The organism is Streptomyces sp. NPDC051569, from assembly GCF_044454085.1.
Lineage (GTDB): Bacteria > Actinomycetota > Actinomycetes > Streptomycetales > Streptomycetaceae > Streptomyces.
In genome coordinates, this window is the sequence record NZ_JBITDJ010000003.1 from 369228 (window position 1) to 394971 (window position 25744).

General features: G+C 71.4%; 26 protein-coding genes and 1 pseudogene. 18 read left to right on the forward strand and 9 right to left on the reverse strand.

The window, feature by feature from the left end; translation table 11 throughout:
- The first annotated feature begins 265 nt into the window (after nt 1-265).
- Complete coding sequence (locus tag ACIBAE_RS07405; protein ID WP_399282895.1) at nt 266-2422, forward strand: DUF2264 domain-containing protein; 2157 nt, start codon at nt 266-268, stop codon at nt 2420-2422.
- A 29-nt stretch (nt 2423-2451) separates the two neighbouring features.
- Here ACIBAE_RS07405 and ACIBAE_RS07410 read toward each other — a convergent pair whose 3' ends face one another.
- Both ACIBAE_RS07410 and ACIBAE_RS07415 read right to left on the reverse strand, forming a co-directional pair.
- Nucleotides 2452-2772, reverse strand: coding sequence for a hypothetical protein (locus tag ACIBAE_RS07410; RefSeq protein ID WP_399282896.1), 321 nt, complete (start codon nt 2770-2772; stop codon nt 2452-2454).
- An 11-nt stretch (nt 2773-2783) separates the two neighbouring features.
- Nucleotides 2784-3788 (reverse strand): zeta toxin family protein, encoded by a 1005-nt coding sequence (locus tag ACIBAE_RS07415; protein WP_399282897.1) that lies wholly within the window; start codon nt 3786-3788, stop codon nt 2784-2786.
- 270 nt (nt 3789-4058) lie between these two features.
- Here ACIBAE_RS07415 and ACIBAE_RS07420 point away from each other — a divergent pair, with 270 nt between their 5' ends.
- Nucleotides 4059-4526 carry a hypothetical protein gene (locus ACIBAE_RS07420; protein WP_399282898.1) on the forward strand — a complete coding sequence of 156 codons (468 nt, stop codon included), beginning with the start codon at nt 4059-4061 and terminating at the stop codon, nt 4524-4526.
- Nucleotides 4527-4553: 27 nt separating this feature from the next.
- Here ACIBAE_RS07420 and ACIBAE_RS07425 read toward each other — a convergent pair whose 3' ends face one another.
- Nucleotides 4554-5147, reverse strand: a complete 594-nt coding sequence (locus ACIBAE_RS07425) for a hypothetical protein (protein WP_399282899.1) — start codon at nt 5145-5147, stop codon at nt 4554-4556.
- Nucleotides 5135-6412: a molybdopterin-dependent oxidoreductase gene (locus ACIBAE_RS07430; RefSeq protein ID WP_399282900.1), complete on the reverse strand. Its 1278-nt coding sequence runs from the start codon at nt 6410-6412 to the stop codon at nt 5135-5137. The genes ACIBAE_RS07425 and ACIBAE_RS07430 overlap by 13 nt, the downstream gene beginning before the upstream one ends.
- Nucleotides 6413-6571: 159 nt before the next feature.
- Between ACIBAE_RS07430 and ACIBAE_RS07435 the strand changes: the two genes are divergently transcribed.
- Nucleotides 6572-8011 (forward strand): hypothetical protein, encoded by a 1440-nt coding sequence (locus ACIBAE_RS07435; RefSeq protein WP_399283056.1) that lies wholly within the window; start codon nt 6572-6574, stop codon nt 8009-8011.
- Here the strand turns inward: ACIBAE_RS07435 and ACIBAE_RS07440 are convergent.
- Entirely contained in the window at nt 7983-8531 is a 549-nt protein-coding gene (locus ACIBAE_RS07440) for an ATP-binding protein (protein ID WP_399282901.1), read from the reverse strand. The genes ACIBAE_RS07435 and ACIBAE_RS07440 overlap by 29 nt on opposite strands.
- Nucleotides 8532-8703: 172 nt before the next feature.
- On the opposite strand from ACIBAE_RS07440, the gene ACIBAE_RS07445 reads away from it, so the two are divergent.
- Genes ACIBAE_RS07445 through ACIBAE_RS07465 form a run of 5 tightly spaced genes read left to right on the forward strand, consistent with a single transcriptional unit; the run spans nt 8704 to nt 10186 of the window.
- On the forward strand, nt 8704-9081 hold the full coding sequence (locus ACIBAE_RS07445) for a helix-turn-helix transcriptional regulator (RefSeq protein WP_399282902.1): 378 nt from the start codon (nt 8704-8706) through the stop codon (nt 9079-9081).
- Between the two features lie 9 nt (nt 9082-9090).
- A complete protein-coding gene (locus ACIBAE_RS07450; RefSeq protein WP_399283057.1) occupies nt 9091-9546 on the forward strand; it encodes a DUF5753 domain-containing protein in 456 nt (151 codons plus the stop codon).
- Nucleotides 9543-9746: a DUF397 domain-containing protein gene (locus ACIBAE_RS07455; protein ID WP_399282903.1), complete on the forward strand. Its 204-nt coding sequence runs from the start codon at nt 9543-9545 to the stop codon at nt 9744-9746. The genes ACIBAE_RS07450 and ACIBAE_RS07455 overlap by 4 nt, the downstream gene beginning before the upstream one ends.
- A gap of 10 nt (nt 9747-9756) precedes the next feature.
- On the forward strand, nt 9757-9981 hold the full coding sequence (locus ACIBAE_RS07460; protein ID WP_399282905.1) for a DUF397 domain-containing protein: 225 nt from the start codon (nt 9757-9759) through the stop codon (nt 9979-9981).
- Nucleotides 9971-10186: a DUF397 domain-containing protein gene (locus tag ACIBAE_RS07465; protein ID WP_399282906.1), complete on the forward strand. Its 216-nt coding sequence runs from the start codon at nt 9971-9973 to the stop codon at nt 10184-10186. Before ACIBAE_RS07460 ends, ACIBAE_RS07465 begins: the two co-directional genes overlap by 11 nt.
- A 50-nt stretch (nt 10187-10236) precedes the next feature.
- Here ACIBAE_RS07465 and ACIBAE_RS07470 read toward each other — a convergent pair whose 3' ends face one another.
- On the reverse strand, nt 10237-10611 hold the full coding sequence (locus tag ACIBAE_RS07470; RefSeq protein WP_399282907.1) for a hypothetical protein: 375 nt from the start codon (nt 10609-10611) through the stop codon (nt 10237-10239).
- Between the two features lie 66 nt (nt 10612-10677).
- Between ACIBAE_RS07470 and ACIBAE_RS07475 the strand changes: the two are divergent.
- Together ACIBAE_RS07475 and ACIBAE_RS07480 are read left to right on the forward strand one after the other, a co-directional pair.
- A pseudogene (locus ACIBAE_RS07475) lies at nt 10678-10853 on the forward strand (4a-hydroxytetrahydrobiopterin dehydratase); the annotation flags it as partial.
- A 47-nt stretch (nt 10854-10900) separates the two neighbouring features.
- Nucleotides 10901-11836 carry an AraC family transcriptional regulator gene (locus ACIBAE_RS07480; RefSeq protein WP_399282909.1) on the forward strand — a complete coding sequence of 312 codons (936 nt, stop codon included), beginning with the start codon at nt 10901-10903 and terminating at the stop codon, nt 11834-11836.
- Between the two features lie 100 nt (nt 11837-11936).
- On the opposite strand, the gene ACIBAE_RS07485 is transcribed toward ACIBAE_RS07480, so the two are convergent.
- Both ACIBAE_RS07485 and ACIBAE_RS07490 read right to left on the reverse strand, forming a co-directional pair.
- On the reverse strand, nt 11937-12764 hold the full coding sequence (locus ACIBAE_RS07485; RefSeq protein ID WP_399282910.1) for an aldo/keto reductase: 828 nt from the start codon (nt 12762-12764) through the stop codon (nt 11937-11939).
- 105 nt (nt 12765-12869) lie between these two features.
- Complete coding sequence (locus tag ACIBAE_RS07490) at nt 12870-14693, reverse strand: AMP-dependent synthetase/ligase (RefSeq protein ID WP_399282911.1); 1824 nt, start codon at nt 14691-14693, stop codon at nt 12870-12872.
- Nucleotides 14694-15145: 452 nt separating this feature from the next.
- Here ACIBAE_RS07490 and ACIBAE_RS07495 point away from each other — a divergent pair, with 452 nt between their 5' ends.
- On the forward strand, nt 15146-15532 hold the full coding sequence (locus ACIBAE_RS07495) for a (2Fe-2S) ferredoxin domain-containing protein (protein WP_399283058.1): 387 nt from the start codon (nt 15146-15148) through the stop codon (nt 15530-15532).
- Nucleotides 15533-15544: 12 nt separating this feature from the next.
- Here ACIBAE_RS07495 and fdhD read toward each other — a convergent pair whose 3' ends face one another.
- The gene (fdhD, locus tag ACIBAE_RS07500; protein ID WP_399282912.1) at nt 15545-16384 is read right to left on the reverse strand and encodes a formate dehydrogenase accessory sulfurtransferase FdhD; all 840 of its coding nucleotides are present in this window, start codon (nt 16382-16384) and stop codon (nt 15545-15547) included.
- Between the two features lie 314 nt (nt 16385-16698).
- Between fdhD and ACIBAE_RS07505 the strand changes: the two genes are divergently transcribed.
- From ACIBAE_RS07505 to ACIBAE_RS07535, 7 genes are all read left to right on the forward strand, one after another.
- Entirely contained in the window at nt 16699-17646 is a 948-nt protein-coding gene (locus tag ACIBAE_RS07505; protein ID WP_399282913.1) for a beta-ketoacyl-ACP synthase III, read from the forward strand.
- A 312-nt stretch (nt 17647-17958) separates the two neighbouring features.
- On the forward strand, nt 17959-19140 hold the full coding sequence (locus tag ACIBAE_RS07510) for an ROK family protein (protein WP_399282914.1): 1182 nt from the start codon (nt 17959-17961) through the stop codon (nt 19138-19140).
- 386 nt (nt 19141-19526) lie between these two features.
- Complete coding sequence (locus tag ACIBAE_RS07515; protein ID WP_399282915.1) at nt 19527-21059, forward strand: sugar ABC transporter ATP-binding protein; 1533 nt, start codon at nt 19527-19529, stop codon at nt 21057-21059.
- Nucleotides 21056-22159, forward strand: coding sequence for an ABC transporter permease (locus tag ACIBAE_RS07520; RefSeq protein WP_399282916.1), 1104 nt, complete (start codon nt 21056-21058; stop codon nt 22157-22159). The genes ACIBAE_RS07515 and ACIBAE_RS07520 overlap by 4 nt, the downstream gene beginning before the upstream one ends.
- 65 nt (nt 22160-22224) lie before the next feature.
- Nucleotides 22225-23262, forward strand: a complete 1038-nt coding sequence (locus tag ACIBAE_RS07525; RefSeq protein WP_399282917.1) for a substrate-binding domain-containing protein — start codon at nt 22225-22227, stop codon at nt 23260-23262.
- Nucleotides 23263-23314: 52 nt separating this feature from the next.
- Nucleotides 23315-24556 (forward strand): Gfo/Idh/MocA family protein, encoded by a 1242-nt coding sequence (locus ACIBAE_RS07530; protein ID WP_399282918.1) that lies wholly within the window; start codon nt 23315-23317, stop codon nt 24554-24556.
- A 9-nt stretch (nt 24557-24565) separates the two neighbouring features.
- Nucleotides 24566-25570 carry a sugar phosphate isomerase/epimerase family protein gene (locus ACIBAE_RS07535; protein ID WP_399282919.1) on the forward strand — a complete coding sequence of 335 codons (1005 nt, stop codon included), beginning with the start codon at nt 24566-24568 and terminating at the stop codon, nt 25568-25570.
- Nucleotides 25571-25744: the final 174 nt, after the last annotated feature.

Sequence of the window (25744 nt, forward strand, 5' to 3'; positions counted from 1 at the left end):
GGCGCCGGGTTCCGATGCCGCCGGGCACGGTAACGCCGTCGCGCGATGTACCTGTTGGAAGCATTGACGTAAGGCGATCCGCTGGATTTACATGTCACCGCAGCGCCTGGTGCCGATCGGAAACGCCCGTGCCTCCGCGAAAGGGCTTTCGTGCCATGACCACGCTCGATCAACCGGCCGTACGGCCGGACACGGCGGAGCCGGCGGGTCGTGGGCGCCCCCGGCGCGGCCGTGACAAGCCCTCTTACCGGGAGAGCCCGCAGCGATGACCCCCGACCCGTCCGCGAGCCCGGCCCGCACCCCTTCCGTGACCCCGACCTCCACCCCCGCCCCCGCCGCGCCCCCGTCCCCGGCAGCCGGCCGTGCCCACTGGGAGCGCACCGCCGACCGACTGCTGCTGGCCCTGCGCCCGTACGCCACCCCCGGACACGGCCTCGTCCAGCTGCCGGGTACGCCCAGCCGCAACGGCGTGTGGAGCGACGGCCTGGAGGGCTTCGCCCGGTCCTTCCTGCTCGCCGCCTTCCGGCTCGCGGGCGCGGGCGGCGCCGACCCCGACGGCCTCGCCGAGTGGTACGCGGCCGGGCTCGGCGCGGGCGTCGACCCGGCGAGCCCGGAGCGCTGGCCCTCCTTCGAGGAGAGCAACCAGGCCAAGGTCGAGGCGGCCTCCATCGCGCTCGCCCTGCACGAGACCAGGCCCTGGATCTGGGACCGGCTGCCGGGCCGCGTACAGGAACAGACCCTCGCCTGGCTGGGCGCCATGGTCGGCACCGACATGCCGGGCAACAACTGGATCTGGTTCCAGGCCGTCACCGAGGCGTTCGCACACGGCTCCGGCGGCAGCTGGCGCCAGGACGACCTGGACCGCACGATCGCCCTCACCGACACGTGGTACGCGGACGAGGGGTGGTACTCCGATGGGCTCACCGGTGGCGCACACCGCAACTTCGACCACTACAACGGCTGGGCCATGCACCTCTACCCGCTCTGGTTCTGCCGGATGCTGGGCGACACGGCACCGCCCGGACTGCTCGACCGCTACCGCGCCCGGCTGCGGCGCTTCCTCGCCGACCAGCGGCTGCTCGTCGGCGCCAACGGCTCCCCGCTGATCCAGGGCCGCTCGCTCACCTACCGGTTCGCCGCCCTCGCGCCCGTCTGGACGGGCGCGCTCTTCGACGCGACGCCGCTCGCCCCCGGCGAGACCCGCCGCCTCGCGTCGCGCACACTTGGCCATTTCACCTCGCACGGCGCCGTGAACGACGACGGGCTGCTGACCCTGGGCTGGCACCGTCCCTTCCGCCCCCTCCTCCAGGGTTACTCGGGCCCCGCCTCCCCGTACTGGGCGAGCAAGGGCTTCATCGGCCTGCTGCTCCCGCACGACCACCCCGTCTGGACCGAGGAGGAACAGCCCCTCGCCATCGAGCGGGGCGACTTCACCCACACCCTGCGGGCCCCCGGCTGGCTGGTCTCGGGCACCGCCTCGGACGGTGTCGTACGGATCGTCAACCACGGCAGCGACCACGCCGACCCGGCCCGCCCGCACTCCGACGACCCGGCCTACGCCCGGCTCACGTACTCCACCCACACGGCGCCGGAGATGCCCGCCGATCCGGCCGGCGGACCGGTCGACGCGACCGCCACGCTGGTGGACGCCGAAGGGCGCGCCGCGCACCGCCGTCCGCTGGAGCGGATCGCGGTCGAGGGCGCCACCGGGGTCTCCCGCAGCCGGGCGCACTGGCCGGCCGACGAACGCTGGGACCCCTTCGGCGGCCCGGACACGGAGTACCGCACCGGCCCCTGGATCACCGTGGGCTCGGTGCTGCGCGGTTCGGTCGAGATCCGCCTCGTCCGGGTGGACCCGGCGCAGGACAAGGACGTGGCGCAGGACGGGGAGCCGGGGGAGGACGACCGCGCGGCGGAGCGCGAGCACCCCGGTCCGTGGCGGCTGCGGCTCGGCGGCTGGGCGCTCCCGGTGAACGAGGGCGGCACGGACGACGCGTGGCACGGCGACCGGGCGGCGAGTGGGGGTGCCAGGCGTCGCGAGCTGGGCGGGACTTTCGCCGCACACCCCGGCGCCACCGTGACCGGCGCGGGCGGCCTGCGGTCCACCGTCATCGCCCTGCGCGGCTTCTCGACGGCCGGCGTCCACCGCGCCACCGACAGCAACGCCCTGGGCGCGGCATCCGCCACCCCGGTCCTCTGGACGGACGAACCCGTGCCGTACGCCACGCTGCTCGCCGCCGCCGTACACCTCGGAGGAGCCCCGCTCCGGCAGGATCAGCTGCCGGAGCTCACCACCCGGTCCGCAGGCCCCCGCGCCGCCACGGAGGTGGACGTGAGCTGGCCGGACGGCACCCGGGACACCGTACGGCTCCCCGCACCACCCCACGCCGACGACCTGTGGAAGGACCCGAGCCGTCCATGACGACCGCCCGGTCGCCCGGTCGGCGTGGTTCAGGTGGGCCGGCCGTTCTCCTGGCCGCCGGTGGCGGCGGCCAGGAGAACGGCGTACTGCGCGTCGGTCAGTTCATGGCGGGAGTAGGCGAGGACGACTTCCTCGAACGAGTCCGGGACCGTCGGTCCGGGATCGCGCGGCCCATCGCGCGGCCCATCGCGCGGCCCATCGCGCGGCCCATCGCGCGGCCCCTCGCGCGGGACGGGCCCGGACGGTGCCGGGGGGTGACGCCAGTCGAGCCGGCGGAACCGCCGCGCGACCTCCTCCAGGCTCTTGCCGCCGGTACGCAGGGCGGTGAGGAGATCGGCGACCTCGCTCATACCCTCTCGCGTTACTTCTTGGTCCCGGCGGCCACGAGTACGGGTGTGGCCCCGGAGGAGTCGTAGAGAGACCACTGGTCGAACAGGTGCTTGGTCTCCTCGAAGGCGCGGCGGTTGACGCTGCCCCACTCCGGATCGGCGGAGGCCCGGATCAACTGGGCGGGTACGTAACGTCCGCCGCACCCCCGGCCGTTGCGGAACGCCTCGTGGCCCGTGCGGTGGCGGTGGTCGGCGCGCAGCACACTCGCCTCCACGGGAATGTCGACGAAGAGGGCGTCGATGTCGCCGTAGCCCGCCGTCCGCATGGCCGTCAGACGCGACTCGACCGAGCCACGGGAGGACATCGAGAAGTCCCAGATGATGTTCTTGCGTTCCGCGTAGGCCCGGGACGCGACCATCTTCGCGATCAGCGAGGACTCCTCCTGCACCAGCGTGCTGGCCTCCAGCGGCGTCAGCCCCGCGACCTCGGGAATCATCCGGCGCTCACACATGACGTCCTTGACGTCGTCGGCGCTCACCGTCAGGTAGTGGGAGAGATCGACGCCGGAGTACCGGGTGAGGACCGTGGTCTTCCCGGCGCCCATCAGCCCGCCGGTCACCACCGCCCTGCCCTCGTCGGGCACGGCGGCGCCGCGGGCGTACAGCTCGTCGGCGACCTGGCGCTGGAGCCGTACGCGGGAGAGGAGCCAGTGCTCGCGGTCACCGTGAACGGTGTAGCGCACGTCGGTCTCCTGGCCACGGGCCACGGCCTGGTCCAGGCGGCGCTGGACCGTGGCCACGTGCTCGTTCCACCGCGCGTCGCTCAGCGGGGCCTTCGGTTCCACCCGAGCGGCCGTGATGCCGGGGCCGGTCGTTCCCAGGGCCGGTGTCAGACCGGCGGCCTGACCGGCGGGCCCGGCGAAGAGCAGCGTCAGAGCGGCCAGCGGGCCGACCAGAGACCGGAACCGGCCCGTGGTGACAGCGGTGGGTGAAGCGGAAGAGCGAGGGGGACGGGAAAAGGAAGGAAGTCTCAGCACTGCGGCATCCCTGGGAGCAGGCGAACGGAGGAAAGAGTGCTATGTCCCGTAACAGTCGGACATGGCGATGTCGGAAATCGTCGCAGTTCACAGCTGAGCTTCCCGACGCCGACACACCCGAACGTCCGCCGAGGGGAGCCGAGCTGCCCGAAAAACAGCTCCGGACCGATCAGTTGATTGTTCGATCCGATCAGCGGCGGCACAGGACAACTCGGTAACGGCTTCCCGGGACGGACCACGCGCCCGTCTCCTTCGTGGTCGGTTGAGGCCGTGGAAGCTCTGTGGACAAGTGTGGTAGCGGTCGGTGGCACGCTGCTGGGTGCCGTGGTCACGCACCTTTTCCAGCGCCTCGCCTCCAGACGCGGTGAGTTGTTCGCGCGGTCCGAAGCGCTCCGGCAGGAGCGCATAGCCACGTACAGCGCGTTCGCCGCGGCGCTGGAGGAGTACCGCCGCGGCCAGACGGAGCGCTGGTACCGCAAACAGCAGGACCCGGTCGGCGAAGCCTTCGTCGCGGTACGGGACGAGGCGCACCGCCTCCGGACAGCGGCACGGCAAGTGCTCTACCGGGTCACCCTGCTCACCGACGACCGGGAGGTGATCCTCGCGGCCGAGCGCGCCTATCAGTGCACGCGGGACGTGTCGACCGCGCAGGACCGGGCGGAGCACGACGCGGGGGATGCCCGGGCGAGGCAGGCCATCGAGGCGTTCATCTCCCGCGCTTCGCCGTTGGTCCGCTGATCCGTCGAACCGACGCGGCCGGGGGAGTCACGTCCCTGCCCGGGGCCGGGCCCGGGGCGCTCTCCGCCCGCGCGTGCGCCGCCGGATCACCAGCACGGCGGCGGACAGCAGGAAGAACGCGGCCGTGATCAGCAGCCACCGGCCCAGGAACACCTCGACGCTGAGGCCGGTGGCCTCCTCGTACGGCCCCGGGAGACGCAGCACCAGCGGCCAGTACACGAGCAGCAACAGCAGGGAGAGGAAGAGCGGCACCCGCAGGTGATTCACCGCGCCACGGGGAGCCGTGGGCGCCGGGCGCCCCGACTGCGACCGGGACCGGGACCGGGACCGCGACCGGGACGACCGTGACCGGGACCGGGACCGCGCCGGGGACCGCAGCACGTACCGCAAGCCCCGGTCGCCGAGACCGTACAGCGGCACCAGCACCAGATCGTGCAGGACGGCGGCGCCCACGAACCAGACCAGGATCCCGAGCCAGTCGCCCGCCAGCAGCCTGATGCCCGCGTAGACGGCGAGCGCGAACGAGGCCAGCAACAGCAGCAGCTGCAGCGGCGACTCCCCGTACAGCCGCCGGAAGCGCCCCCCGCGGCCGCCGCTCCGGGGCTTGATCACATGGGCCATGCCGTCTCCCCGAAGCTGAGCTGCCGCACCCACTTGGTGTTCATCACGCCCGGGGCGCCCGGCACGATGATCCGCGCCGGATAGCCGTGATCCCCGGACAGCACCGCGTCGTTGACCCGCAGCGCGAGGAGCGAGCGGTGATCGCGCACCTGGTTGTCGCGCAGCGCGACCGCGCGGAAGGCGCCGTGCAGTTGCGTCGACTCCACGAAGACACCCGGCGGATCGTCCCGGTGACCCACGAGCGCGGCGAGATCGGCCAGCCGGACGCCCTCCCACAGCTGGTCGTCGGTCGACCAGCCCTCCACACACGCGATCGGCAGCGCCGACCGGTGCTGGGGCATCCGTTCCAGCTCCGCCCGGGTGAGGACGATCCGCCGGCCACCGCCCCGTACGACCAGACGCCAGTCGGGGCCGACGTCCCGCGCCCGGATCCGGGCCGACGCCATGCCCTTGTTGATCGGGAAACCGTTCGGCCCCGACCCGGGCACCCGGCCGTGCGGGGCCAGCAGTGCCGTACGGCGCAGCGAGCCGCCGATGCTCTGCCCGGCCGTCACCACCAGCAGCGCCAGTGAGCCGAGACCCACCATCCCCAGCGCGCCCCGGCGCGAGATGGTGGGCGGCGCCGGGTCGGGGGAGACGAGGCCGGTCTCGTCCGGCGGTTCCGGCTCCGTACGCGAGACCGGGGTGCGCAGTTCGGCCCGCAGATCGCGGCCGCGCAGGGCGCGCACCGTACGCGGCAGCCGCAGCAGCGCGTGCGCGACGAAGGCGCCGATGAACACCCAGGCACCGTAGAAGTGCAGCGGATAGAACGAGCCCGGAAAGATGTACTGCAACTGCACGTTGAGCACCCCGGTGACGAATTCGAACAGCCCACCGCCGACGAGCAGCAGCAGCGACAGCCGGTCCAGCGCGTGACCGGGCGAGCGCACCGGCGGCAGCACGAAGAGCTTCGGCGCCACCGACCAGAGCTTGGCGAGCAGCACCGGGACGATCACGATGCCGAGCGTCACATGCACGCCCTGCGTGACGCGGTACAGCCAGTACGGACCGGTCGGCCAGGCGAAGAGATAGAAGCCGAGGACCCCCTTGTCCGGCGTCTTGTCGTTGACCGGGGCCAGATCCGGGTTGTACGCGGCGTAGGACAGCAGCCCGGTCACGAACAGGACGGGGATACCGACCAGCAGCACCACGGCGAAGACCGAGGTGAGCCAGGACCCGCGCAGCGGGCTGCGCCACGAGGGGGTGAGTCGGGCGGGCACGTTCATGCCAGTGACCGTAGGGCCAGGAGCGTGTCCCGCCCGGCTGCGACTCATGACAAAAGTCTGACGACGGCGGTCCGGGCTGGGGGATCTGACGATCCGCTGACATGGCGGGCCGGATACGGCGGGGCGGACGGGCGCGGGCCTAACGTGACGGGCGTGACGATGCTGCCCCGCCCCTCCCGTACACCGGAATCGCGCCGCGCGGCGGGAGACCCGGACCGAGGCGCCGCCGTCGGCGCCGTCGGCGCGGGCGGCCGGCGCCTCGACCTGATGGCGGCCGGGGCGGGGGCGCTGCTCTTCGCCGTGGCCGCCGTGGCCGGAGTCCTGATCAACCGCTCCGACGCCACCCTGCACGTCGACTGGCCTCCGCTGCTGGCCACATGGCTGCCGCACCTCGGCCCCGGCACGCTGCCCGCGCTCGTGACCGCCGCCCTGGTGATCGCGTACGGCCCGGCCCTCGCCGCCCGGCTGTCCTGGCGCGCGCTGACCTGGGCGAGCTGGGCCGCCGCGCTGGCCTGGACGTGGTCGCTGGCGCTGGTCGACGGCTGGGGGAGGGGCGTGGTGGGACGGCTGACCACACGGCACGAGTATCTGCGGGGGGTCGACCGGTTCGACGACATCCCCGCCACCCTGCGCGACTTCACCCGGCACATCCTGATCGGTTCGCCGGACAACTGGCCGACACACATCGCGGGCCACCCCCCGGCCGCCGTCCTGACCTTCGTCGGCCTGGACCGGGCCGGCCTGGGAGGCGGGGCCTGGGCCGCCGCGTTCTGCGTCGTCACCGGGACCTCGACGGTGGCCGCCGTACTCGTCACCCTGCGCGCCCTGGGCGCCGAACGCACCGCCCGCGCCGGGGCCCCCTTCCTCGTCCTCGCCCCGGCCGCCGTCTGGGTCGGCGCCTGCGCGGACGGCTACTTCGCGGCCGTCGCCGCCTGGGCCCTCGCGCTGCTGACGCTCGCCGCCACGGGCACCACCCGCGCACGCCACGCGGCGGCGCTCGGCGCAGGACTGCTCCTCGGCCTGGCGGTCTACCTGTCGTACGGTCTGACGCTGCTGGCGATCCCGGCACTGACGGTCCTGCTCGCGACCCGCACGGCCCGGCCGCTGCCGCTCGCGCTGCTCGGGTTCGCCTTGGTCAACGGCGCGTTCCTGGCCCTCGGATTCCACTGGTGGGAGGCGTACGACCTGCTGGTGCGCCGCTACTACCAGGGCGTGGCCCGCGAGCGCCCGTACGGCTACTGGGTGTGGGCGAATCTCGCCACGGTGGTGGTCACCGCAGGGCCGGCCGCGTTCGCCGGTGCCCGCCGCGCGCCGGCCACCGTCCGGGCGCCGGCCACCATCCGGGCATCGGTACGGCGACCGGGGCACGGCGGCCGCGCAGGCGGCCCGGCCCTCCTGATGGCAGCCCTGCTGCTGGCTCTGCTGGCCGCCGACCTGTCCGGGATGAGCAAGGCCGAGACGGAACGCATCTGGCTCCCCTTCACCCTCTGGCTCCCGGCCACCGCCGCCCTGCTCCCGGCCAGGGACCACAGAGCCTGGCTGGCGGTACAGGCCACGACGGCGCTGCTCGTCAATCACTTGCTGCTGACGTACTGGTGACCTCCGGGGCGACGGGCCCGCCGTCGCGCGGACGGTCCACCTCGGCCCAGACCGTCTTCGTGTACGGGTCGCGGACGGTCCAGCCCCAGCGGTCGGCGAAAGCGGCGACGAGCAGCAGGCCACGCCCGCCGGTCGCGTCCGCCGAGGGCGGGGGCATGACGCGGGGAACGCGCGGGAAGCGGTCGGGTCGGGTGTCGATGACCTCGATGCGCACGGCAGCGGCCGTGAGACTCAGCCGCAGCTCGAAGTCCCGTCCGGGAGTGCGGCCGTGGGTGACGGCGTTCGCGACGAGCTCCCCGATGACGGCGGCGATGACGGCGGCGGTGGACGTACCGCACGCGATCCCCCAGTCGCCCAGCCGCTCGACCGCGAGAAGCCGGGCGAGGCGGGCACCCCGATGGCTGCAGGTCTGCCGGATGCGGGACGGCGGGTAGAGCGGCGGGAGTTCGGGCGGGGGAGTGAGCTGGGCGGGGGTGAACAGATCGGTGGGGACGGCATGGAGGGCAGTCTGTGACTTCATAGGGTAACCGTGGCGTCACGCCGATACGCTGACCAGGGGAGACGTCCGTACCCGCACGGGATGTACGGCCCGGGGACGGAGTTGTACGGGTCACGGTCCGTGACCGGGCGCGGATGAGGCGCGTTGACAGATGAACTGAATTCGCACATCGGTACGTGGGGATGTGAGGTGTATGACGAGCAGCCGTCAGAAAAAGCAGCGGGCCCAGGAGGACGACCGCCCGGCGATCTGGGTCGGGTACGGGAAGCTGGTCAAGCTCTTCCGTGAGCGGGCCGGACTCACCCAGCAGGCGCTCGCGGAGGCGGTGGGCTACTCGTACGAGCAGGTCGCCTCGATCGAACAGGGACGACGGCCGGCGAAGTCGGCGTTCACGGACGCGGCGGAGGTGGCGCTGGCGGCGGGCGGGACGCTGGCGGTGTTGCAGGATGACGTGGATCTGGCGCGGCTGCCGATGTTCTTCCAGAACTTCGCCTTGATCGAGACGGACGCGCTGAGCTTCTTCTGGTACGGCGGCTACGTGGTCCCGGGCCTGCTGCAGACCGAGGATTAGGCTCGCTCCCTGCTCACGGCTCACGTCCCACCCCTGGACATCGACACGACAGAACAACGACTCGCCGCCAGGCTCGACAGGCAAGAGCTGCTGAACCGGCACAAGCCCCCTGCCGTGGCGTCCTTCCTGATCGAGGAAGTCGTTCTCCACAGGCCCGTTGGTGGGGCGGACGTCATGAAGAGGCAGCTCCAGCGGCTACTGGAACGTGCGGCGACGCGCAACGTCCAGATTCGGATCGTCCCGACGGCTCTTGGCGCTCACTCCGGGCTCAACGGGTCCATGGTGCTACTGGAGACGGCTGAGCATCGCAACGTCGCATACGTGGAGGCGCAGGACACCGGAGTCGTGATTGCCGAAGCGAATAAAGTCAGTGAATTCTGGCTGCGCTATGGAATGCTCCGCTCGCAGGCCCTCAACATTGAGGAGTCAGCACGTCTCATCAAGCGCGTCATGGGAGAGCTATGAGCAACGACCGGCCCCTGAGCAGCCCTTCCGCCCCCGTCTGGTTCAAGAGCAGCTACAGCGGCACCAGCGGAGGCGAGTGCGTGGAGGTAGCCGTCGTCCGTAGTGCCGTGTACGTGCGGGATTCGAAGAAGCTGCGGGGAGCGACGCTTCGAGTTCCCGCCGAGGGATGGTCGGCGTTCGTCTCGTACGCCAGCCGCTAGGGAGTGGGCTATGAGCGCTCAGCGAAAGGCGGTTGGGGCCACGTATCCGGCCTGGTTGAAGAGCAGCTACAGCGGCTCGGGCGGCGGGGACTGCGTTGAGGTCGGGCTCGCGTCCGACGCTGTGCACGTGCGAGATTCGAAGAGCCCATTGGGGGCGGCGCTCCGTGTCCCCAGTGAGGGATGGTCCGTGTTCGTCTCGTACGTCAGTCGTCAGGGGGTGGGTCATGGGTGGTGAACAGATCGCGCCTGCACAGTTGGTGTGGTTCAAAAGCAGCTTCAGCGGGACGAGCGGTGGCGACTGCCTCGAAGTAGCAGTCGTGCCGAACGTGGTGCACGTGCGCGACTCGAAGAGCGTGCGGGGAGCGGTGCTTCGGGTCCCCGCTGCGGGATGGTCCGCGTTCGTCTCGTACGTCAGACCGACAGTCAAGCAGCACGCCTAGGCAACTGCCCATGCGGCGGACGGCCGCCCGGCTTCGAGGAACAGCGCTACTTACGCGACCCAGCAGTAGACGCCCTGGCGCCGGCGTCGAGCGCGGCTGACGAGAGCCGCCAGTTCACCGACGATCGCGTCGGCTGTTCCCGGGTCGATCACCTCGCCGTCCTCCGCGCACTGCTCGGCCCACGACGAGGCGACGTCACGCAACCGGGGCCCCTCAGCCATGGCGAGGGCGGCGGACAGGCGAGGCGACATCACGAACACGACGCACCCGTCATCATCCTGGCCGGCGATGATACGAGGCTCACCGGCTTCGACGAGGTCCTCGAAGCTGCCGCCGGCAAGAAGGCATTCCCACTCGACCACTGCCTCCTCGGGATCGAAGTTACCGAAGGAGAGCGACTCGAAGGCACGACCCGGCCCGGTCAAATGCGCAGGGCATCTTTACGCCAAGGGGACAGGGTGGCCTGAGGCCGGGTGGTCCATCGGCCCTCGGTCGTGCATATCTGCCAGACCAGGAGGAGTTGAACCACCACTCCGATCTGACCCTGGGCTACGACACCGTGGCTCCGGCCGTGCACACGCACGACGCCGGAGGCGCGATCACCGAGCGGGACTTCGCGCTCGCGCGGCGCGTCGAGGAGATTGCCCCGGCACACGGCGCGAACTGACGGGTGATCCGGTCGGCCCTGTCCCCCGTGCATTTACGCTGGTGACCATGGACGTACTCGCCGGACTCCTTGACGGACCACGCGCAAGGGGGGCTTTTCTGATGCGCATGGTGATGGACCCGCCGTGGTCCGTCCGTATCGAGGACCGGGCGCCGCTCTGTCTGATGAGTGTCACCCGGGGCGAGACATGGATCATCCCGGACGGCGGCGGGGACCCGGTGCTCCTGCGCCCCGGCGATGTCGCGATCGCGCGTGGCCCGGAGCCGTACACCGCCGCTGACACTCCGACGACCGCGCCCCGCGCGCTGATCGGACCCGGCGGTGTCTGCCGCACCCTGGAGGGCGAGCCACTCGCCGAGTCCATGCATCTGGGCGTACGGACCTGGGGGAACGCTCTTGACGGCGGGACGACCGTCCTCATCGGGACATATCAGATGGACGGTGAGGTCAGCCGGCGGCTGCTGGACGCCCTGCCGCCGCTGCTCAAACTGCCCGCCGACGCGTGGAACGGGCCGCTGATGCCCGTCCTCGACGACGAGATATCCCGGGACGAACCCGGCCAGAGCGTGGTGCTCGACCGGGTGCTCGATCTGATGCTGATCGCCGTGCTCAGGGCGTGGTTCTCGCGGCCCGGCGCGGAGGCCCCCGGCTGGTACCGCGCCATGGCCGATCCGGCGGTCGGCAGCGCCCTGCGGCTGCTGCAGAACGATCCGGCCCGCCCCTGGACCGTCGCCGCGCTCGCCACCGCGTGCGGTGTCTCCCGGGCCGGACTCGCCCGCCGCTTCACCGAACTCGTCGGGGAGCCGCCGATGGCGTACCTCACCGGCTGGCGGCTCGCGCTCGCCGCCGATCTGCTGCGCGGGACGGACGCCACGGTCGAAGCGGTGGCGCGGAAGGTCGGCTACAGCGGCTCGTTCGCGCTGAGCGCTGCCTTCAAGCGGGTACGGGGCATCAGCCCCCAGGAGCACCGGGCGGGCGCGTAGCCCTGCCGGAGACGGCCGCGTCCGCCGACCCGGGTACGGGTGGGCGGACGCGACAGCGATCAGCCAACAGCGCGACAGCGCGACAGCTGAACCGGGAAGGTCAGTTGACCTCCGCCGGGTGCCCGCCGAGGCGCTTGCCCTCGTCGAGCGCGGCGAGCGCGGCCAGGTCGTCGGCGTCCAGCTCGAAGCCGAAGACGTCGATGTTCTCCTGGATCCGGGACGGGGTCACGGACTTGGGGATCACCACGTTCCCCAGCTGGAGGTGCCAGCGCAGCACCACCTGCGCCGGGGTCCTGCCGTGCTTCTGGGCGACCGCGACCACCGTCGGGACGTCCAGCAGTCCCTTGCCCTGACCCAGCGGCGACCAGGCCTCGGTGGCGATGCCGTGCTCCGCGTGGAAGGCGCGGGACTCGGCCTGCGCGAGCTGCGGGTGCAGCTCGATCTGGTTGACGGCGGGGACCACGGAGGTCTCGCCGATGAGCCGCTCCAGGTAGGCCGGAAGGAAGTTGGAGACACCGATGGCCTTGGCCCGGCCGTCCGCGTAGATCTTCTCGAACGCCTTGTACGTGTCGACGTAACGGTCGGCCTCGGGCGTCGGCCAGTGGATCAGGTACAGGTCCACGTAGTCCAGGCCGAGCTTGTCCAGCGAGACGTCGAAGGCGCGCAGGGTCGATTCGTACCCCTGCTCGCTGTTCCACAGCTTGGTGGTGACGAAGAGTTCCTCGCGGGCTATCCCGGAGGCGGCGAGCGCCTTGCCCGTGCCCTCTTCGTTGCCGTAGATGGCGGCGGTGTCGATGCTGCGGTAGCCGGCCTCCAGGGCGGTGCCGACGGCCTGCGCCGCTTCGTCGTCCGGTACCTGCCAGACACCGAAGCCGAGCTGGGGCATCTCGATGCCGTTGTTGAGGGTGAGGTTGGGGACCTTGCTCACGAGCGGTCGATCCTAACGTCGTCGGAGTGCTTGCCCGTCGTCCAACGATCACGGGGGCGGACGGATTCCCGCCACCGCTACCCGCCAGGAGCGGGCGGTGCGGCCTCAACGGTAGAGCGCGTCCACCTCGACGGTGTACGCGGCCTCGATCGCCTTCCGTTTGAGCTTGAGCGACGGCGTGAGCAACCCCCGCTCCTCGCTGAACGGATGCGCCAGGATCCGGAACGTACGGATCGACTCGGCCTGCGACACCGTCGTGTTCGCGGCCACCACCGCGCGCCGGACCTCCCTCTCCAGATCCGGGTCCCGCACCAGATCGGCGGGCTGGAGCGGGGCTTTGCCCTGGACGGACAGCCAGTGGTCGACGGCCTCGCGATCCACCGTCACCAGCGCCGCTATGTACGGCCGGTCGTTGCCGACCACCAGGCACTGGGCCACCAGCGGATGCGCCCGGACCCGCTCCTCCAGGGCTCCCGGCGACACGCTCTTGCCGCCGGAGGTCACCAGGATCTCCTTCTTCCGTCCGGTGATCGTGAGGTAGCCGTCCTCGTCGAGCGCACCCAGATCGCCGGTGGCGAGCCAGCCGTCGCGCAGGGTGGCGTCCGTGGCCTCCTTGTCGTTCAGATAGCCGGAGAAGACCTGGCCGCCGCGCAGCCACACCTCGCCGTCATCGGCGATATGCACCGAAGTGCCCGGGATGGGCTGCCCGACCGTGCCGTAACGGGTGCGCTCGGGCGGGTTGGCGGTGGCGGCCGCGGACGACTCGGTCAGGCCGTACCCCTCGTACACGGTGACGCCCGCGCCCGCGAAGAACAGTCCGAGCCGCCGGTCCATCGCGGAGCCGCCGGACATGGCGTGCCGTACCCGCCCGCCCATCGCGTCGCGGACCTTGCCGTAGACGGCCTTCTCGAAGAACTGGTGCTGCATCCGCAGCGCCGGGGACGGCCCCGGGCCCTGCCGGAACGCCCGCTGCTCCAGGGCCTCCGCGTACCGCTGCGCCACCTCGACGGCCTTGTCGAAGGGGCCGGCCTTCCCCTCCTTCTCCGCGGTGCGGCGGGCCGCCTGGTAGACCTTCTCGAAGATGTACGGCACCGCCAGGATGAACGTCGGCCGGAACGCGGCCAGATCGGGCAGCAGGGCGCTCGCCTGGAGCGCCGGCTGATGGCCCAGCTTCACCCGGCCCCGCACCGCGGCGATCTCGACCATCCGCCCGAAGACGTGCGCGAGCGGCAGGAACAGCAGTGTCGACGCCTCCTCGCGCGACCGGGATCGGAACACCGGCTCCCAGCGGCCGAGGACCATGTCCGCCTGGAACATGAAGTGGGCGTGCGTGATCAGGCATCCCTTGGGGCGGCCGGTGGTGCCCGAGGTATAGATCACGGTGGCCACCGAGTCGGGCGTGACCGCCGCGCGGTGGCGGTGCACCACCTCGTCTTCGATGCCGTCACCGGCGTCGAGCAGTTCGTCGACGGCGCCCGCGTCCAGCTGCCACAGCCGGCCGAGCCGGGGCAGCCGGTCGATCACCGAACCGATCGTCATGGCGTGGTCCTCGTGCTCGACCACGCACGCGGAGACCTCGGCGTCGTGCAGCATCCAGTGGACCTGCTCGGCGGAGGAGGTGGGGTAGACGGGCACGGACTGGGCGCCGACGGCCCAGAGCGCGAAGTCGAAGAGCGTCCACTCGTACCGCGTACGGGACATGATCGCGACCCGGTCCCCGAACCGGACGCCCTGCGCGAGGAGCCCCTTGGCCAGCCCGAGCACCTCGTCGCGGAAGGCCGCCGAGGTCACGTCCCGCCAGCGGCCCGCCGCGTTCTTGCGGCCCAGTGCGACGCGCCGCGGATCATCGAGGGCGTGCGCGAACACGGCGTCCGCGAGCCCCCCGGCGTGGGGCGCGGCCGCCAGGGGCGGGACGGTGAACTCGCGCAATGACTCGCTCCTTGTGGCGCTCGCACGGCGCCGGTGACGGTACTCCACCGCGCGGCCCGGCGGCAGTGCCCGTACAGGCCCCCAGATGAGCCGCATAGAGCCGTATCGCCCCAGGTCAGCGCCCGGAACGGGACCGAATCGGCGGGGTCGGCGGGAGCTTCCGACCGAAGAGTGGGTCCGCCGGGCGGGAATCTCCACCGAATCCGTACGCGGCTGTCACGCGCGCTCTACCCCGGTGGGATCTTGGTCCGTACCTGCGGGGGCCGGGGGCCGGGGGTGACGGGGGTCGGGTGTCGGGGGCCGGAGGCCGGAGGCGGTCTCGTCCTCCGCGCCGCCGGGACGACTCGTACGCCCGTACGATCCCGCCCGGCAGGCCGCGAGCGCCGCCTGACAAGATCGCTCCGGTGATCACGCCTTCGTCCCCGTCTCCGTATGCGTCCTCCCGGCCTCCCCTGCGCCCCTTCGGCCCGCGCCCCTGCACCCTGGTCGTCTGCCGGGGCTGCTGCTGCGGCAACGCCGCCAAGCATCCGGGAACGGACCACGAGGGCCAGCTCAGCCGGGTGCGTGAGGCGGCCGCCGCGTCCGGTGGGCGCCTGGTCGTCCGTACGAGCGACTGCCTCGGACCGTGCGGGCAGGCCAACGTCGTCGTGGTCCAGCCCTCCACGGAGGGCCGGCGGCGCGGCGGACGGGCCGCGTGGGTCGGCTGGGCACTCGACCAGGACAGTACGGACGACCTGCTGGCGTGGGTACGGGACGGTGGCCCGGGGATCGCCGAACCGCCGGCCACCCTGACCCTGCAACTGATCCCGGCCCCGGTGGAAAACCGGCGCCGCCGGTGATGACCCGGGGCGTCACACCTCGGCGCGCAGCGCGATCCGCTCGTCGCCCGCGTACACGTTCATGGACGGGCCGCGCAGGAAACCCACCAGCGTGAGCCCGGTCTCCGCCGCGAGGTCGACGGCGAGCGAGGAGGGCGCCGACACGGCCGCGAGCACCGGAATGCCCGCCATCACCGCCTTCTGCGCCAGTTCGAAGGAGGCGCGGCCCGAGACCAGCAGGATCGCCCGGGACAGGGGCAGCAGATCCTGCCGCAGCGCCCGTCCGACCAGCTTGTCGACCGCGTTGTGGCGGCCGACGTCCTCCCGGATGTCCAGCATCTCGCCGTCCTCCGAGAACAGCGCGGCCGCGTGCAGGCCGCCGGTCCGGTCGAAGACCCGCTGCGCCTCCCGCAGCCGGTCGGGGAGGGCGGACAGCAGCGCCGGCTCGACCCGGACCCGGGGGGTGTCGGCGATCGGGAAGCGGGCGGTGGTCCTGACGGCGTCCAGGCTCGCCTTGCCGCACAGGCCGCACGACGAGGTCGTGTAGACATTGCGCTCCAGCGTGATGTCCGGGACGGGCACCCCGGGCGCGAGCTGGACGTCGACGACGTTGTACGTGTTCGAGCCGTCGTCCTTCGCCCCGGCGCAGTAGACGATGGACCGCACGTCGGCACCCGCCGCGAGGACGCCCTCGCTCACCAGGAAGCCCGCCGCGAGCGCGAAGTCGTCGCCCGGCGTGCGCATGGTGATGGCGAGCGGTCTGCCGTTCAGCCGGATCTCCAGCGGCTCCTCGGCCACCAGCGTGTCGGGGCGGGTCGTGATCGCACCGTCCCTGATCCGGATGGTGCGGCGGCGCTCGGTGACCCGTCCCATGATGATCAGTCCTCGTCGTCGGGGCTCTTGTCTGCTTGGCGCGCTCGTCGGATCCGGTCGCTCCCGTTCGGCATGTCGCGGCGAGACGTACACGGCCTTCCCGCTTCATTGTCTTGCACAGCTGCGCCGGGCGGAGACCTCACTCGCGTACGGTGAGGTGAAGCTGGTCCTCAAAAGTCGCACATCTGTTCATCAGATGATGCGGAATCTCCAAGCGGCGCGGAAGAATCCTGTCGGTTCACCTGTCTCCGTACCGGCGAGTCGCTGACGAGACTTGAGGATTCCTGACGTCGACAACAGAGGGGGTCCCGGGCATGACCGGCACTCGTATCGCCGCGCTCGGGCACTATCAGCCCGCCAAGGTGCTCACCAACCAGGACCTGGCGGCCATGGTCGACACCAGCGACGAATGGATCAGCAGCCGGGTCGGGATCCAGACCCGGCACGTGGCGGGCCCGGACGAACCGGTCGACGAGCTGGCCGCGCACGCGGGTGCCAAGGCCCTCGCGTCCGCCGGCCTCACCCCGGCGGACGTCGACCTCGTCCTCGTCGCCACCTCCACCGCCATCGACCGGTCGCCCAACATGGCGGCCCGGGTCGCGGCCCGGCTCGGCATGGGCTCGCCCGCCGTGATGGACCTCAATGTGGTCTGCGCGGGCTTCACGCACGCGCTCGCCACCGCCGACCACGCCGTACGGGCCGGTTCCGCGTCCCGGGTCCTGGTCATCGGCGCCGACAAGATGACCGAGGTCGTCGACTGGACGGACCGCACCAGCTGCGTCCTCGTCGGAGACGGAGCCGGAGCGGCGGTCGTCGTGGCGACCGAAGCCGACGAGGAACCGGGGATCGGCCCGGTGCTCTGGGGCTCGGTGCCCGGGATGGGACACGCCGTACGGATCGAGGGCACCCCGCCCCGGTTCGCCCAGGAGGGCCAGTCGGTCTACCGCTGGGCGACCACCCAGCTGCCGCCGATCGCGCGCAAGGTCTGCGAGCGTGCGGGGGTCGCTCCCGAGGAGCTGGCGGCGGTCGTGCTGCATCAGGCGAATCTGCGGATCATCGAGCCGCTCGCCCAGAAGATCGGCGCCGTCAACGCGGTCATCGCGCGCGACGTCGTCGAGTCCGGCAACACCTCCGCCGCGTCGATCCCGATGGCGCTGTCCAAGCTGGTGGCGCGCGGTGAGCTCCCGTCGGGGGCGCCGGCCTTGCTGTTCGGCTTCGGGGGGAACCTCTCGTACGCGGGCCAGGTCATCCGCTGCCCGTGAGCGGGGCGGTTTCCGGCGGGCCGGGAGATGGCCGCCGGCGGCCGTGACCAGGGCTGATCCGAAACGCCCGCGCCGGCCACCGGCGCGGGCGCGGTGCGATCGGGGCCCGGGTGCGGCATGCGCGTAAGCGCGCGAAGCGGACAGTCCGCCCACCCGGTGAGAGAGGGCTCCGCCCGCCCCTTTGTCCACGGTGTGGAGAAAGTTGGGACGGATTCCCGCTCAACTTCTTCCCACTGCGGGCAAGCGCTGCTACGTTCCCCATCGAAAGCCGACGAACACAGCCGAGCAGGCGGGGAGAGGCGCGTGAGACGCATGACGGCACGACCCGCGAACGCGCACCAGGCGCGACTGCTCAGACTGCTGCGTGACGGAGGGCCCAACTCCCGCGCGCAGCTGGGCGATCAGGTCGACCTCTCCCGCTCCAAGCTGGCCGTCGAGGTCGACCGGCTGCTGGAGACCGGTCTGGTGGTCGCCGACGGACTTGCCGCGTCGCGTGGCGGACGGCGTTCCCACAACATCCGGCTGGCGCCCGCGCTGCGCTTCCTCGGCGTCGACATCGGTGCCACCTCCATCGATGTGGCCGTGACCAACGCGGAGTTGGAGGTCCTGGGGCATCTCAACCACCCCATGGACGTACGCGAGGGTCCCGTCGCCGTCTTCGAGCAGGTGCTCGCGATGGCGGCCAAGCTCAAGGTCTCCGGTCTCGCCGACGAGTTCGACGGCGCCGGGATCGGGGTCCCCGGTCCGGTCCGCTTCCCCGAGGGTGTCCCGGTCGCGCCGCCGATCATGCCGGGCTGGGACGGCTTCCCCGTACGGGAAGCCCTCAGCCAGGAGCTCGGCTGCCCGGTCATGGTGGACAACGACGTGAACCTGATGGCGATGGGGGAGCAGCACGCGGGCGTCGCACGCTCCGTGGGCGACTTCCTCTGCGTCAAGATCGGTACGGGTATCGGCTGCGGCATCGTCGTCGGCGGCGAGGTCTACCGTGGTACGACGGGCAGCGCCGGCGACATCGGGCATATCCAGGTCGAGCCGGACGGCCGCGCGTGCGCCTGCGGCAACAGGGGTTGCCTGGAAGCCCACTTCAGCGGCGCGGCGCTCGCCCGTGACGCTGAGGACGCGGCCCGCGCCGGCCGGTCGCCCGAGCTGGCCGCGCGGCTGGGGACGACGGGGCGGCTGACCGCCGTGGACGTCGCCGCGGCGGCCGCCGCCGGGGACGAGACCGCGCTCGACCTCATCCGTGAGGGCGGCAACCGCCTCGGCCACGTCATCGCCGGACTCGTCAGCTTCTTCAACCCGGGGCTGGTGGTGATCGGCGGCGGGGTGACCGGCCTCGGCCACACGCTGCTGGCCAGTGTCCGCACCCAGGTCTACCGGCAGTCGCTGCCGCTGGCCACCGGCAATCTCCCCATCGTCCTGGGCGAGTTGGGGCCGACCGCCGGGGTCACCGGCGCGGCCCGGCTCATCAGCGACCACCTGTTCTCACCGGCCTGAGGGCCGGTAGCGCCCCACCGGGCACCACCCGCACGAACCGCACCACAGAGCACCGCCCGCATTACAGAGCACTGCCCGCACCACAGAGCACCGCCCGCACGAGCCGCAGCACCCGTACAAGCAGCACCGCACCCGCAGCACGCACGAGCCGCACCACCTGCACGAGCCGCACCACCGCACCCGTACGACCGGCAGCACCGCACCCGTACGACAGCTCCGCCGCACCTGGTCCCGCCCTGTCCTTGCTCCGCCCTGTCCTTGCTCCGCCCTGTCCTTGCTCCGCCCTGTCCTTGCTCCGCCCTGTCCTTGCTCCGCCCTGCCCTTGTTCCGCCTGTCCTTGTTCTGCCCTGCCCGCTCAACGGCCGCATCCGCCGAGGGGATACGCCATGGCACCAGCGCCACCCGAAACCGTTCTGCTCACCATGTCCGGCATCACCAAGACGTTCCCGGGCGTCCGCGCCCTCGACGGCGTGGACCTGGAGGTCGAAGCAGGCGAGGTCCACTGCCTGCTCGGCCAGAACGGCGCCGGCAAGTCCACCCTCATCAAGGTGCTCGCCGGGGCCCATCAGCCCGACGGCGGCGTCATCACCTGGCGGGGCGAAGCCGTCACGCTCAAGTCGCCCATCGCCGCCATGCGGCTCGGCATCGCGACCATCTATCAGGAACTCGACCTGGTCGAGGGCCTGTCGGTCGCCGAGAACATCTTTCTCGGGCACGAGCCGACCACCGCCGGCTTCGTGGTCAGGGGCCGCCACGCGCGGTCCGAGGCGACCGCGCTGCTCAAGCGGCTCGGCCACCCCGAGATCCAGGCCCACCGGCTGGTCGGTTCGCTCTCCGCGGCCCAGCAGCAGATCGTGTCCATGGCCCGCGCGCTCTCCCACGACGTACGCCTCATCGTGATGGACGAGCCGTCGGCGGCGCTCGACCCCGACGAGGTCGACAACCTCTTCCGGGTCGTCTCCACGCTCACCGCCGACGGGGTGGCCGTCGTCTACATCTCGCACCGGCTGGAGGAGATCCGCCGCATCGGCGACCGCGTCACCGTCATCAAGGACGGGCGCACCGTGGCCGTCGCGCTGCCCGCGAAGGAGACGCCGACCCGTGAGGTCGTCGCGCTGATGACCGGCCGGAACGTCGAGTACGTCTTCCCCGAGCGGCCCGCGCAGGCCGGAGTCCCGGGCTCCGAGCCCGTCCTGCGGGTCGAAGGGCTCACCCGGGAAGGGGAGTTCGCCCCCGTCGACCTCGAAGTGCGGCCCGGCGAGATCGTCGGCCTCGCGGGGCTGGTCGGCTCGGGGCGCTCGGAGATCCTGGAGACGATCTACGGGGCGCGCAAGCCCACCGCGGGCCGCGTCCTCGTCGGCGGCACCCCGCTGCGGCCCGGCAGCGTACGCGCCGCCGTCCGCGCCGGACTCGGACTCGCCCCCGAGGAGCGCAAGGCCCAGGGGCTGTTGATGATCGAATCCGTCACCCGCAATGTGTCGGTGTCCTCGCTGTCGCGCTTCTCGCGGGCCGGCTGGCTCGACCACGCGGGGGAGCGGGCCGCGGCCAGGGAGGCCACCAGGGAACTCTCCCTGCGGCCCGACAATCCGGATGTCCCGATCCGCACCCTCTCCGGCGGCAACCAGCAGAAGGCGGTCCTCGCCCGCTGGCTGCTGCGCGGCTGCCGGGTGCTGCTGCTGGACGAACCGACCCGCGGTGTCGACGTCGGCGCGCGCGCCGAGCTGTACGCCGTGATCCGCCGGCTGGCCGATGAGGGCCTGGCCGTACTTCTCGTCTCCAGCGAGGTCCCCGAAGTCCTGGGCCTCGCGGACCGGGTGCTGGTGCTCCGTGAGGGTGAGGTCGTCCACCGGGCGCCGGCCCAGGAGCTCGACGAGCACCGTGTACTCGACCTCGTGATGGAAGGGAGCCCGACGCCATGAAACAGCCTGCCCCCGAGGCGCAGCAGGGCGGGCCCGACGCGGCTGCCGCAGCTGAGCCGCACACGCAGCCCGTGACGTCCGACAGCGCCGGTCCGGCCGGCAGAACCGACAGGACCGGCAAGTCGCGCCAGGAGAAGGGGGGTTGGCGCGCTCTCGGGATGCGTCTCGATGTCCGCAACCTCTCCCTGCTCGGCGTGCTGGCCGCACTGATCATCGTGGGCGGTATCACCAAGCCCGATCAGTTCCTGGACACCAACAACCTCCAGCTCGTCCTCACCCAGGCGTCGATCATCGGTGTCGTCACCGTCGGCATGACCTTCGTGATCACCAGCGGTGGCATCGACCTCTCGGTCGGCGCGATCGTGGCCCTGTCCTCGGTGTGGGCGACCACGCTGGCGACCCAGGAGTACGGCTTCGCCGGCATCCTCTTCACCGCCCTGCTCGTCGGTCTCGCCTGCGGACTGGTGAACGGTCTGCTGGTCGCGTACGGCGGGATGGTGCCGTTCATCGCGACCCTCGCGATGCTCGCCTCCGCCCGGGGACTCGCCCTCCAGATCACCGACGGCAAGACGCAGATCGTCAGCGTCGACTCGGTGCTCGACCTCGGCATCCCCGACTCGTACGTCCTCGGCATCCCGCCGCTCGTGCTGGTCTTCGCGGCCGTCACGGTCGTCGGCTGGCTGGTGCTGAACCGTACGACCTTCGGCCGGCGCACCGTCGCCGTCGGCGGCAACGCGGAGGCCGCCCGGCTCGCCGGTATCGACGTCCGCAGGCAGCGCCTCTACCTGTACCTGCTCTCCGGGCTGTGCTGCGGAATCGCGGCCTTCCTGCTGATCATCCTGGCCGGCTCGGGACAGAACACGAACGGCAACCTGTACGAGCTGGACGCCATCGCCGCGGCGATCATCGGCGGCACCCTGCTCAGCGGCGGCCGAGGCACCATCGTCGGCTCCGTCCTCGGTGTTCTGGTCTTCACCACGATCACCAACATCTTCGCCCTCAACAACCTGCAGAGCGACGTCCAGCAGATCGCCAAGGGTGCGATCATCGTCGCCGCCGTACTGGTCCAGCGCCGCACCGCGCGCCACGGCGAGGCCTGACCCCCCAGGCAGCACCTCGCACCCGCATCCCGTCGTACCGCCCTACCTTGAAGGGTTGAACCGCCATGCCAGAAACCAGTCGCAGAGGGCTTCTCTTCGGCACCGCCGCCGTCTCCGCCGGTGCCTTCCTCACCGCGTGCACGAGCAACGAACCGGCGAAGGCCGCGCCCGCCAGCAACGCGGCACCCGCCGCCGACGACAAGCCCGGCAAGGCCCTGACCATCGGCTTCGCCGGACCCCAGGCCGACCACGGCTGGCTCAACGCGATCAACGAGAACGCCAAGTCGCGGGCCGCGAAGTACTCGGAGGTGACGCTGGAGATCACCGAGGGCTCCAACGACACCGCCGCGCAGATCGGCCAGGTCGAGACGCTGATCAACAAGAAGGTCGACGTCCTGGTCATCCTGCCGGCCGACGGCAAGGCGCTCACCCAGGTCGGGCTGAAGGCCATGCGCGCCGGCATCCCGGTCATCAACCTGGACCGGATCTTCGCCGACCCGCAGGCGTTCCGCTGCTGGATCGGCGGCGACAACTACGGCATGGGCGTCAGCGCCGGCAAGTACATCGGCGAGAAGCTCAAGAACAAGCCCAATGCCAAGGTCATCGAACTGGCGGGCATCGACGGGCTGGAGCTGACCCAGCAGCGTACGAAGGGCTTCGACGACGCCCTGAAGAACTACCCGAACATCAAGAAGGTCGCCCGCCAGGCGGCCGACTTCACCGTCGAGTCCGGCCAGGCCAAGATGGCCCAGCTGCTCCAGGCGCAGTCCAGCTTCGACGCCTGCTGGAACCACGACGACGACCAGGGGATCGGCGCGCTGCGCGCCATCCAGCAGGCGGGCCGTGACGGCTTCCTGATGGTCGGCGGCGCCGGCTCCAAGGCGGCGATGGACGCGATCAAGGCCGACAACAGCGTCCTCAAGGCCACCGTTCTCTACCCGCCGACCATGGCCGCCTCCGCCATCGACCTGGCCCGCGCGCTCGGCCAGGCCAAGGGCATCAGCGGTATGGCGGAGCTGGAGATCCCGTCCCAGGTCGCGCTCTTCTCGGCCGTCGTCGACAAGGAGAACGTCGACCAGTACCTCCCCACCGGCTTCAGCTGACAGGTCCTGTCGAGGCCGCCCCCACCGTGCGATATGACGAGGAGTACTCCGTATGACCCCCAGGGAAGCGTCGGAGAAAGAAGCCGGTGCACCGCCGACACTCGGCATCGGCATGGTCGGATACGCGTTCATGGGCGCCGCCCACTCACAGGGGTGGCGCACGGCGGGACACGTCTTCGACCTGCCGATGCGGCCCGCCCTCGCCGCGATCTGCGGACGTGACCCGGCCGCTGTCCGGGCCGCCGCGGACAAGCACGGCTGGGCCGCCACCGAAACCGACTGGCGGGCACTCATCGCTCGCGACGATGTGCAGGTGGTCGACATCTGCACACCCGGGGACAGTCATGCGGAGATCGCCATCGCCGCGCTGGAGGCGGGCAAGCACGTCCTGTGCGAGAAGCCGCTGGCCAACTCGGTGGCCGAGGCCGAGGCCATGGTCAGGGTCGCGGAGGCCGCGCGAGCACGCGGTCAGCTGGCCATGGTCGGCTTCAACTACCGCCGGGTACCGGCGGTCGCGTACGCCCGCCAGCTGATCGCCGAGGGCCGCCTCGGCACCCTGCGGCACATCCGGGTCACCTACCTGCAGGACTGGCTGGTCGACCCGGCGTTCCCGCTCACCTGGCGGCTCAAGCGCGAGCACGCGGGGTCCGGGGCGCTCGGCGACCTGGGCGCGCACATCGTCGACCTCGCGCAGTTCCTGACGGGTGAACCGCTGGTGGGGGTCTCCGCGCTCGTGGAGACCTTCGTCAAGGAACGGCCGGTGCTCAGCGGGGCATCGGCCGGCCTGTCGGCGTCCGGCGGTGGCGACCTCGGCCCGGTGACCGTGGACGACGCGGCCGTCTTCACGGGCCGGCTCGCCTCGGGCGCGCTGGCCTCCTTCGAGGCCACCCGGATGGCGGCGGGACGCAAGAACGCGCTGCATCTGGAGATCAACGGCGAGCGCGGTTCGCTCGCCTTCGACCTGGAGCGCCTCAACGAGCTCCAGTACCACGACCACACCGAGCCCGCGCCCTCGTCCGGATTCCGCCGGATCCTGGTCACGGAATCGGAGCATCCCTACCTGGAGGCGTGGTGGCCGCCGGGCCACGCGCTCGGCTACGAGCACACCTTCGTCCACCAGGCCCGCGATCTGGTCGAGGCGATCGCCGCCGGGACCGATCCGGCGCCGTCCTTCGCCGACGGGCTCCAGGTGCAGCGGGTGCTCGCCGCGGTGGAGGACAGTGCGGCGAAGAACGCCGTGTACACCCCCGTACCGCCGCCGACCGGAGCCCCGGCTCCGGGAATCCAGGCCTAGGAGGCCCGCATGCCCCGTCCGTTCACGCTGTTCACCGGCCAGTGGGCCGATCTGCCCCTGGAGGAGGTGTGCCGGCTCGCCCGTGACTTCGGTTACGACGGGCTGGAACTCGCCACCTGGGGTGACCACTTCGAGGTCGACAAGGCACTCGCCGACCCGGGATACCTGGACAGCCGCCACCAGCTGCTCGACAAGTACGGGCTGAAGTGCTGGGCGATCTCCAACCATCTGGTCGGCCAGGCCGTCTGCGACAGCATCATCGACGAGCGCCACCAGGCCATCCTGCCCGGCAGGATCTGGGGCGACGGCGAGCCCGAGGGCGTCAGGCAGCGGGCCGCCGCCGAGATCAAGGACACCGCCAGGGCCGCGGCCGCCTTCGGTGTCGACACGGTCATCGGCTTCACCGGCTCCTCGATCTGGCACCTCGTGGCGATGTTCCCGCCGGTGCCGCCCGCCATGATCGACCGGGGGTACGAGGACTTCGCGGAGCGCTGGAACCCGATCCTCGACGTCTTCGACGCCGAGGGCGTGCGCTTCGCCCACGAGGTCCACCCCAGTGAGATCGCGTACGACTACTGGACCACGCAGCGAGCGCTGGAGGCGGTCGACCACCGGCCCGCGTTCGGGCTCAACTTCGACCCGAGCCACTTCGTCTGGCAGGACCTGGACCCGGTCAACTTCCTGTACGACTTCCGGGACCGGATCTACCACGTCGACTGCAAGGAGGCGCGCAAGCGTCTCGACGGCCGCAACGGCCGGCTCGGCTCGCACCTGCCCTGGGGCGACCCCCGGCGCGGCTGGGACTTCGTCTCCGCCGGGCACGGCGATGTCCCGTGGGAGGACGTCTTCCGGATGCTGCGGTCGATCGACTACCAGGGTCCCATCTCGGTCGAGTGGGAGGACGCCGGCATGGACCGGCTGGCAGGGGCTCCCGAGGCCCTGCGCGACCTGAAGCGCTTCGACTTCGACGCGCCGACGGCATCCTTCGACGCCGCCTTCGGAGGCGGCGAGTAGGACCGTGCGGCGGCCCGACCCCCGGGCCGCCGTACGAGGGCCCGCAGAGCCCGGCGGAGGAACTCCGCCGCCGGGCCCTCCGGCCTGCTCGAAAGATGCTTTGTCCTGAGACGGGAAGAAGTGCAACTTCCCTTCTGCGCAAGGTCTTTCGGTCTCGGACGAACAGAGCTACCG